The sequence below is a fragment of the Pseudomonas sp. PWP3-1b2 genome (genome assembly GCF_049896045.1).
GTDB classification, from domain to species: Bacteria; Pseudomonadota; Gammaproteobacteria; order Pseudomonadales; family Pseudomonadaceae; genus Aquipseudomonas; species Aquipseudomonas antarctica_B.
In genome coordinates this window covers 15,678-24,351 of sequence record NZ_JAFCTN010000059.1, presented here as the reverse complement: position 1 = coordinate 24,351, position 8,674 = coordinate 15,678, and the positions used below count along the sequence as shown (strand labels likewise).

Genomic DNA, 8,674 nt, shown 5'->3' with positions numbered 1-8,674 from the left:
TCGAGTGGGCGCCCTTGACTGGGCTCCGGAAGCTCGTCGTAAGCGGCAAGCGAAGCTGAAACAATGAGGCTTTGGCGATGCAATACAATCTCACCAGGATCGACCCGGATGCTCCTAACGATCAGTACCCTATCGGCGAACGGGAAACCGTTTCCGATCCGTTAGAAGATCAAGTCCACAAAAACATTTACATGGGCAAGCTCGAAGACGTGCTGAGTGGCGCGGTCAACTGGGGGCGTAAAAACTCCCTGTGGCCGTACAACTTCGGTCTGTCGTGCTGCTACGTGGAAATGACCACCGCCTTCACGGCGCCCCACGACATCGCGCGCTTTGGCGCCGAAGTTATCCGGGCATCACCGCGTCAGGCGGATTTCATGGTTATCGCCGGTACCTGCTTTATCAAGATGGCGCCGATCATTCAGCGTCTCTACGAGCAAATGCTCGAACCAAAGTGGGTTATCTCCATGGGTTCGTGCGCCAACTCCGGTGGCATGTACGACATCTACTCCGTCGTTCAAGGGGTGGACAAGTTCCTGCCCGTGGACGTCTACGTGCCTGGCTGCCCGCCTCGCCCTGAAGCATTCCTGCAAGGCTTGATGCTGTTGCAGGAATCGATTGGCAAGGAGCGTCGTCCGCTTTCCTGGGTTGTCGGCGATCAAGGCGTGTATCGCGCCGAGATGCCGTCGCAAAAGGAACAGCGCCGCGAACAGCGTATCGCAGTCACCAACCTGCGCAGCCCCGACGAAGTCTGATCCAGCCCCGCTTCTTTTATAGAACGAAAACCTGGCTTCATTCTTTACGTTGACCGAAAGCGATAAAAAACCATGACTACAGGCAGTGCTCTGTATATCCCGCCTTACAAGGCAGACGACCAGGATGTGGTCGTCGAACTCAATAACCGTTTTGGCCCTGACGCCTTCACCGCCCAGGCCACACGCACCGGTATGCCGGTGCTGTGGGTGGCGCGTGCCAGGCTTGTCGAAGTCCTGAGCTTCCTGCGCAACCTGCCCAAGCCGTACGTCATGCTCTATGACTTGCATGGCGTGGACGAGCGTCTGCGCACCAAGCGCCAGGGCCTGCCAAGCGGCGCCGATTTCACCGTGTTCTACCACCTGATGTCGCTGGAACGTAACAGCGACGTGATGATTAAGGTGGCGCTCTCCGAGAGCGACCTGAGCATTCCGACCGTGACCGGTATCTGGCCGAACGCCAACTGGTACGAGCGTGAAGTGTGGGACATGTTCGGCATCGACTTCCCGGGCCACCCGCACCTGACGCGCATCATGATGCCGCCGACCTGGGAAGGTCACCCGTTGCGCAAGGACTTCCCTGCGCGCGCCACCGAATTCGACCCGTTCAGCCTCAACCTCGCCAAGCAACAGCTTGAAGAAGAGGCGGCACGCTTCCGTCCGGAAGACTGGGGCATGAAACGCTCCGGCACCAACGAGGACTACATGTTCCTCAACCTGGGCCCGAACCACCCTTCGGCTCACGGTGCCTTCCGCATCATCCTGCAACTGGACGGCGAAGAAATCGTCGACTGCGTGCCCGACGTCGGTTACCACCACCGTGGTGCCGAGAAGATGGCCGAGCGTCAGTCCTGGCACAGTTTCATCCCGTACACCGACCGTATCGACTACCTCGGCGGCGTGATGAACAACCTGCCGTACGTGCTCTCGGTCGAGAAACTGGCCGGCATCAAGGTACCGGACCGCGTCGACACCATCCGCATCATGATGGCCGAGTTCTTCCGCATCACCAGCCACCTGCTGTTCCTGGGTACTTACATCCAGGACGTTGGCGCCATGACCCCGGTGTTCTTCACCTTCACCGACCGTCAGCGCGCCTACAAGGTAATCGAAGCCATCACCGGTTTCCGCCTGCACCCGGCCTGGTACCGCATCGGCGGCGTAGCACACGACTTGCCGAATGGCTGGGAGCGTCTGGTCAAGGAATTCATCGACTGGATGCCCAAGCGTCTGGACGAGTACCAGAAAGCCGCGCTCGACAACAGCATCCTCAAGGGCCGCACCATTGGCGTTGCGCAGTACAACACCAAGGAAGCCTTGGAATGGGGCGTCACCGGCGCCGGTCTGCGCTCTACGGGTTGCGATTTCGACCTGCGTAAAGCGCGCCCGTACTCCGGCTACGAGAACTTCGAGTTCGAAGTGCCGCTGGCCGCGAATGGCGATGCCTACGACCGTTGCATCGTGCGCGTCGAAGAAATGCGCCAGAGCCTGAAGATCATCGAGCAGTGCATGCGCAACATGCCGGCAGGTCCGTACAAGGCGGATCACCCGCTGACCACGCCGCCGCCCAAAGAGCGCACGCTGCAGCACATCGAAACCCTGATCACGCACTTCCTGCAAGTTTCGTGGGGCCCGGTCATGCCGGCCAACGAATCCTTCCAGATGATTGAAGCGACCAAGGGTATCAACAGTTATTACCTGACGAGCGATGGCGGCACCATGAGCTACCGCACCCGGATTCGCACCCCAAGCTTCCCGCACTTGCAGCAGATCCCTTCGGTGATCAAAGGCGAGATGGTCGCGGACTTGATTGCGTACCTGGGTAGTATCGATTTCGTTATGGCCGACGTGGACCGTTAAGCATGAATAGCACGCTTATCCAGACAGACCGTTTCACCTTGAGTGAAACCGAGCGCTCGGCCATTGAGCACGAGCTGCATCACTACGAAGACCCGCGCGCGGCGTCGATCGAAGCCTTGAAGATCGTCCAGAAGGAACGTGGCTGGGTGCCCGACGGCGCCCTCTACGCGATCGGCGAGATGCTCGGTATTCCCGCCAGCGACGTTGAAGGGGTGGCCACGTTCTACAGCCAGATCTTCCGCCAGCCGGTCGGCCGCCACATCATTCGCGTGTGCGACAGCATGGTCTGCTACATCGGTGGCCACGAATCTGTGGTCAGCGAGATCCAGAACAAGCTGGGCATTGGCCTGGGCCAAACCACTCCGGACGGCCGCTTTACGCTGCTGCCGGTGTGCTGCCTGGGCAACTGCGACAAGGCGCCGGCGTTGATGATCGACGACGACACATTCGGTGACGTGCAGCCTGCTGGCGTCACCCAATTGCTCGAGGGCTACCCATGACCCTTACATCTTTCGGCCCGGCCAACCTGATCAAGCGTTCGCCAGAGACTCACCCGCTGACCTGGCGTCTGCGTGACGACGGCGAGGCGGTATGGCTCGACGAGTACCAGGCCAAAAACGGTTACGCCGCTGCGCGCAAAGCCTTCGCCGACATGGCCCAGGACGACATCGTCCAGACCGTGAAAGACGCCGGCCTTAAAGGTCGCGGCGGTGCAGGCTTCCCCACGGGCGTTAAGTGGGGCCTGATGCCCAAAGACGAATCCATCAACATCCGCTACCTGCTGTGCAACGCGGATGAAATGGAGCCGAACACCTGGAAAGACCGCATGCTGATGGAGCAACTGCCCCATCTGCTGATCGAAGGCATGCTGATCAGCGCCCGCGCGCTGAAAACCTACCGTGGCTATATCTTCCTGCGTGGCGAGTACACCACCGCCGCCAAGCACCTCACCCGTGCCGTGGAAGAAGCCAAGGCCGCTGGCCTGTTGGGCAAGAACATTCTTGGTTCGGGGTTTGACTTCGAACTGTTCGTGCACACCGGCGCGGGGCGTTACATCTGCGGTGAAGAAACCGCACTGATCAACTCCCTCGAAGGCCGCCGCGCCAACCCGCGTTCCAAGCCGCCCTTCCCTGCCGCCGTGGGCGTGTGGGGCAAGCCGACCTGCGTGAACAACGTTGAAACCCTGTGCAACGTGCCGGCGATCATTGGCGACGGCGTTGACTGGTACAAATCGTTGGCCCGCGAAGGCAGTGAAGACATGGGCACCAAGCTCATGGGCTTCTCCGGCAAGGTCAAGAACCCTGGCCTGTGGGAACTGCCGTTCGGCGTGACCGCACGCGAGCTGTTCGAGGACTACGCCGGCGGCATGCGCGACGGCTACACCTTGAAAGCCTGGCAACCAGGCGGCGCCGGTACCGGCTTCCTGCTGCCCGAGCACCTTGACGCACAAATGTACGCCGGCGGCATCGGCAAGGTCGGCACCCGTATGGGCACAGGCCTGGCGATGGCGGTGGACAACACCGTGAACATGGTCTCGCTGCTGCGCAACATGGAGCAGTTCTTCTCCCGTGAGTCCTGCGGCTTCTGCACCCCATGCCGTGACGGTTTGCCGTGGAGCGTGAAGCTCTTGATGGCGATCGAGAAAGGCGAAGGCCAGCCCGGCGACATCGAGACCCTGCTGGGTCTGGTCGGTTTCCTCGGCCCTGGCAAGACCTTCTGTGCTCACGCACCGGGCGCCGTGGAGCCATTGGGCAGCGCAATCAAATACTTCCGCTCTGAATTCGAGGCAGGCATCGCGCCAACCCGCGCGGGCGATCTCAATCAGGTGGCATCACCGACCATGGTCGGCGCGTAACGCTTAAAAAGGCGAAGGGTCCGTGCCCCTCGCTTTCTCATGTGCTGACGCCTTGATGGCTGTGTAGATGCACATGAATAACAAGATTCCATTAGCCACGCCCGCTGACAACGGGCCAACGAAGAACTTTGAACCATGGCCACTATCCACGTAGACGGCAAAGCGCTCGAAGTCGATGGGGCAGACAACCTGTTACAGGCATGTCTCTCATTAGGCCTCGACATCCCGTATTTCTGCTGGCACCCCGCGCTTGGTAGCGTCGGTGCCTGTCGCCAGTGTGCGGTCAAGCAATACACCGACGAGAACGACACCCGTGGTCGTATCGTCATGTCCTGCATGACGCCCGCCACTGACAACACCTGGATCTCCATCGAAGATGAAGAATCCAAGGCGTTCCGCGCCAGTGTTGTTGAATGGCTGATGACCAACCACCCCCACGACTGCCCGGTCTGTGAGGAAGGCGGTCACTGCCACCTGCAAGACATGACGGTGATGACCGGCCACAACGAGCGGCGTTATCGCTTCACCAAGCGCACCCACCAGAACCAGCAACTGGGCCCGTTCATTTCCCACGAAATGAACCGCTGCATCGCTTGCTACCGCTGCGTGCGCTTCTATAAAGACTACGCCGGCGGCACTGACCTGGGCGTCTTCGGCGCCCACGACAACGTGTACTTCGGTCGCGTTGAAGACGGCGTGCTCGAAAGCGAATTCTCCGGCAACCTCACCGAGGTCTGCCCGACCGGTGTGTTCACCGACAAGACGCACTCCGAGCGTTACAACCGCAAGTGGGACATGCAGTTCTCGCCGAGCATCTGCCATGGCTGCTCCAGCGGTTGCAACATCTCGCCGGGCGAGCGTTACGGCGAACTGCGTCGCATCGAAAACCGCTTCAACGGTTCGGTGAACCAGTACTTCCTGTGCGACCGTGGCCGTTTCGGCTATGGCTACGTCAACCGCGAAGACCGCCCACGCCAGCCGTTGCTGGCCGGTGGCGCCAAGCTGAGCCTGGACGACGCACTGGATAAAGCCGCCGACCTGCTGCGCGGCCGCAACATCGTCGGTATAGGCTCGCCGCGTGCCAGCCTCGAAAGCAACTACGCGTTGCGCGAACTGGTCGGCGCCGAGCACTTCTACTGCGGTATCGAAGCCGCTGAGCTGGAGCGCATCCGTCTGGTCCTGCAAGTGCTGAACGACAGCCCGCTGCCGGTTCCGAACATGCGCGACATCGAAGACCACGACGCGATCTTCGTCCTTGGCGAAGACCTGACCCAGACCGCCGCGCGTATCGCGCTGTCGCTGCGCCAGTCGGTCAAAGGCAAGGCTGAAGACATGGCCGACGCCATGCGCGTACAGCCTTGGCTCGACGCCGCGGTGAAGAACATCGGCCAACACGCGCTGAACCCGCTGTTTATCGCAAGCCTGGCAGAAACCAAGCTCGACGATATCGCCGAAGAATGTGTGCACGCCGCACCGGACGACCTGGCTCGCCTCGGTTTCGCCGTGGCCCACGCCCTCGACGCCAGCGCGCCTGCCGTCGAAGGCCTGGACGCTGAAGCCGTGGAACTGGCCCAGCGCATCGCCGACGCCCTGCTGGCCGCCAAGCGCCCATTGATCATTGCCGGTACCTCGCTGGGTTCCAAGGCACTGATCGAAGCCGCTGCCAACATCGCCAAGGCCTTGAAGCTGCGCGACAAGAACGGTTCCATCAGCCTGGTCGTGCCGGAAGCCAACAGCCTCGGCCTGGCCATGCTCGGTGGCGAGTCCCTGGACGCGGCGCTGCAAGCCGTGATCGACGGCAACGCCGACGCCATCGTGGTACTGGAAAACGACCTGTACACCCGCACCGATGCTGCCAAGGTTGACGCTGCACTGGACGCCGCCAAGGTCCTGATCGTCGCCGACCACCAGAAGACTGCCACCAGCGACCGTGCCGACCTGGTGCTGCCAGCCGCCACTTTCGCTGAAGGAGACGGTACCCTGGTCAGCCAGGAAGGCCGCGCCCAGCGCTTCTTCCAGGTGTTCGATCCGAAGTACATGGACGCCAGCATCCTGGTTCACGAAGGCTGGCGCTGGCTGCATGCCCTGCGCGCGACCCTGCTGAACCAGCCGATCGACTGGACCCAGCTCGACCACGTCACCGCCGCCGTTGCCGCCAGTGCACCGCAGCTGGCGCGTATCGTCGATGCTGCACCGTCCGCCGCGTTCCGCATCAAGGGCTTGAAACTGGCCCGTGAACCGCTGCGTTACTCCGGTCGTACCGCCATGCGCGCCAACATCAGCGTGCATGAACCGCGCACGCCGCAGGACATCGACACCGCCTTCAACTTCTCCATGGAAGGTTATTCGGGTTCGGTAGAACCGCGTCAACAGGTGCCGTTTGCCTGGTCGCCGGGCTGGAACTCGCCGCAGGCCTGGAACAAGTTCCAGGACGAAGTCGGTGGTCATATCCGCGCTGGCGACCCGGGCACCCGCCTGATCGAAAGCACCGGTGATTCGCTGAACTGGTTCGCTGCCGTACCGCGTCCGTTCAACCCGGCCCAGGGCACCTGGCAGGTTGTGCCGTTCTTCCACCTGTTCGGCAGTGAAGAGACTTCTTCCAAAGCCGCGCCGGTTCAGGAACGCATCCCGGCGGCTTATGTGTCCGTGGCCAAGTCCGAAGCCGATCGCCTGGGCGTCAATGACGGTGCCCTGCTCAGCCTGACCGTAGCCGGCCAGACCTTGCGTCTGCCGCTGCGCATCAACGATGAGTTGGGTGCCGGCCTGGTCGCACTGCCTAAAGGCATCGCCGGTATTCCAGCGGCCATCTTTGGCAAAACCGTTGACGGTCTGCAGGAGGCAGCGCAATGACCTGGTTCACCCCTGAAGTGATCGACGTGATCATCTCGGTCGTCAAGGCCATCGTGATCCTGTTGGCCGTGGTCGTTGCGGGCGCCCTGCTCAGCTTCGTCGAACGTCGCCTGCTGGGCTGGTGGCAGGACCGTTACGGTCCGAACCGCGTTGGCCCGTTCGGCATGTTCCAGATCGCTGCCGACATGCTGAAAATGTTCTTCAAGGAAGACTGGACCCCGCCGTTTGCCGACAAGGTGATTTTCACCCTGGCACCGGTCGTGGCCATGAGCGCCTTGCTGATCGCCTTTGCGGTCATCCCGATCACCCCGACCTGGGGCGTGGCGGACCTGAACATCGGCTTGCTGTTCTTCTTCGCCATGGCCGGTCTGTCGGTCTACGCGGTGCTGTTCGCCGGTTGGTCGAGCAACAACAAGTTCGCCCTGCTGGGCAGCTTGCGGGCTTCGGCCCAGACCGTGTCCTACGAAGTGTTCATGGGCCTGGCGCTGATGGGCATCGTGGTGCAGGTCGGCTCGTTCAACATGCGCGACATCGTCGAGTACCAGGCGCAGAACCTGTGGTTCATCATTCCGCAGTTCTTCGGTTTCTGTACCTTCTTCATCGCTGGCGTCGCCGTGACTCACCGTCACCCGTTCGACCAGCCGGAAGCAGAACAGGAACTGGCTGACGGTTACCACATTGAATACGCCGGCATGAAATGGGGCATGTTCTTCGTTGGCGAATACATCGGCATCATCTTGATCTCGGCCCTGCTGGTCACGCTGTTCTTCGGCGGCTGGCACGGCCCGTTCAACATCCTGCCGCAACTGGCGTTCTTCTGGTTCTTCTTGAAGACGGCGTTCTTCATCATGCTGTTCATCCTGCTGCGCGCCTCTATTCCGCGCCCGCGCTATGACCAGGTGATGGATTTCAGCTGGAGATTCTGCCTGCCGCTGACCCTGATCAATTTGCTGGTGACTGCTGCCGTTGTGTTGTTGAACACGCCAGCGGCCGCGGTTCAGTGAGGATTTGACCCATGTTCAAATATATTGGCGACATCGTTAAGGGTACCGGTACCCAGTTGCGAAGCCTGGTGATGGTGTTCGGTCACGGCTTTCGCAAACGCGACACCCTGCAATACCCGGAAGAAGCGGTGTACCTGCCGCCGCGCTATCGCGGCCGCATCGTACTGACCCGCGACCCCGATGGCGAAGAGCGTTGCGTAGCCTGCAACCTGTGCGCCGTGGCGTGCCCGGTGGGTTGCATCTCCCTGCAGAAAGCTGAAACCGAAGACGGTCGCTGGTACCCGGACTTCTTCCGCATCAACTTCTCGCGCTGCATTTTCTGCGGCCTCTGCGAGGAAGCTTGCCCGACCACCGCA

Annotated in this window: 7 protein-coding genes and 1 pseudogene; all 8 read left to right on the top strand. The window is 61.2% G+C overall.

Features of this window, described 5'->3' with window-relative positions:
* Positions 1-67 (top strand): annotated as a pseudogene (locus ACP7A2_RS25345) (NADH-quinone oxidoreductase subunit A); the annotation flags it as partial.
* A 10-nt stretch (positions 68-77) separates the two neighbouring features.
* Positions 78-752: a NuoB/complex I 20 kDa subunit family protein gene (locus ACP7A2_RS25340; RefSeq protein ID WP_012724951.1), complete on the top strand. Its 675-nt coding sequence runs from the start codon at positions 78-80 to the stop codon at positions 750-752.
* Positions 753-824: 72 nt separating this feature from the next.
* A complete protein-coding gene (gene nuoC / locus ACP7A2_RS25335; RefSeq protein WP_426136528.1) occupies positions 825-2,609 on the top strand; it encodes an NADH-quinone oxidoreductase subunit C/D in 1,785 nt (594 codons plus the stop codon).
* Positions 2,610-2,611: 2 nt separating this feature from the next.
* Complete coding sequence (gene nuoE, locus ACP7A2_RS25330) at positions 2,612-3,109, top strand: NADH-quinone oxidoreductase subunit NuoE (RefSeq protein WP_049712670.1); 498 nt, start codon at positions 2,612-2,614, stop codon at positions 3,107-3,109.
* A complete protein-coding gene (nuoF, locus tag ACP7A2_RS25325; protein ID WP_375066721.1) occupies positions 3,106-4,464 on the top strand; it encodes an NADH-quinone oxidoreductase subunit NuoF in 1,359 nt (452 codons plus the stop codon). Before nuoE ends, nuoF begins: the two co-directional genes overlap by 4 nt.
* A gap of 135 nt (positions 4,465-4,599) precedes the next feature.
* Positions 4,600-7,314, top strand: a complete 2,715-nt coding sequence (gene nuoG / locus ACP7A2_RS25320) for an NADH-quinone oxidoreductase subunit NuoG (RefSeq protein ID WP_426136527.1) — start codon at positions 4,600-4,602, stop codon at positions 7,312-7,314.
* Positions 7,311-8,318, top strand: a complete 1,008-nt coding sequence (nuoH, locus tag ACP7A2_RS25315; RefSeq protein ID WP_078743306.1) for an NADH-quinone oxidoreductase subunit NuoH — start codon at positions 7,311-7,313, stop codon at positions 8,316-8,318. The genes nuoG and nuoH overlap by 4 nt, the downstream gene beginning before the upstream one ends.
* An 11-nt stretch (positions 8,319-8,329) precedes the next feature.
* Positions 8,330-8,674, top strand: a 345-nt coding sequence (gene nuoI / locus ACP7A2_RS25310; protein WP_068935363.1) for an NADH-quinone oxidoreductase subunit NuoI, incomplete at its 3' end; no start/stop codon positions are given.

Coding starts and splice junctions, on each gene's coding strand:
- ACP7A2_RS25340 (WP_012724951.1), top strand. CDS start 78: ATGCAATACAATCTCACCAGGATCGACCCGGATGCTCCTAACGATCAG.
- nuoC (WP_426136528.1), top strand. CDS start 825: ATGACTACAGGCAGTGCTCTGTATATCCCGCCTTACAAGGCAGACGAC.
- nuoE (WP_049712670.1), top strand. CDS start 2,612: ATGAATAGCACGCTTATCCAGACAGACCGTTTCACCTTGAGTGAAACC.
- nuoF (WP_375066721.1), top strand. CDS start 3,106: ATGACCCTTACATCTTTCGGCCCGGCCAACCTGATCAAGCGTTCGCCA.
- nuoG (WP_426136527.1), top strand. CDS start 4,600: ATGGCCACTATCCACGTAGACGGCAAAGCGCTCGAAGTCGATGGGGCA.
- nuoH (WP_078743306.1), top strand. CDS start 7,311: ATGACCTGGTTCACCCCTGAAGTGATCGACGTGATCATCTCGGTCGTC.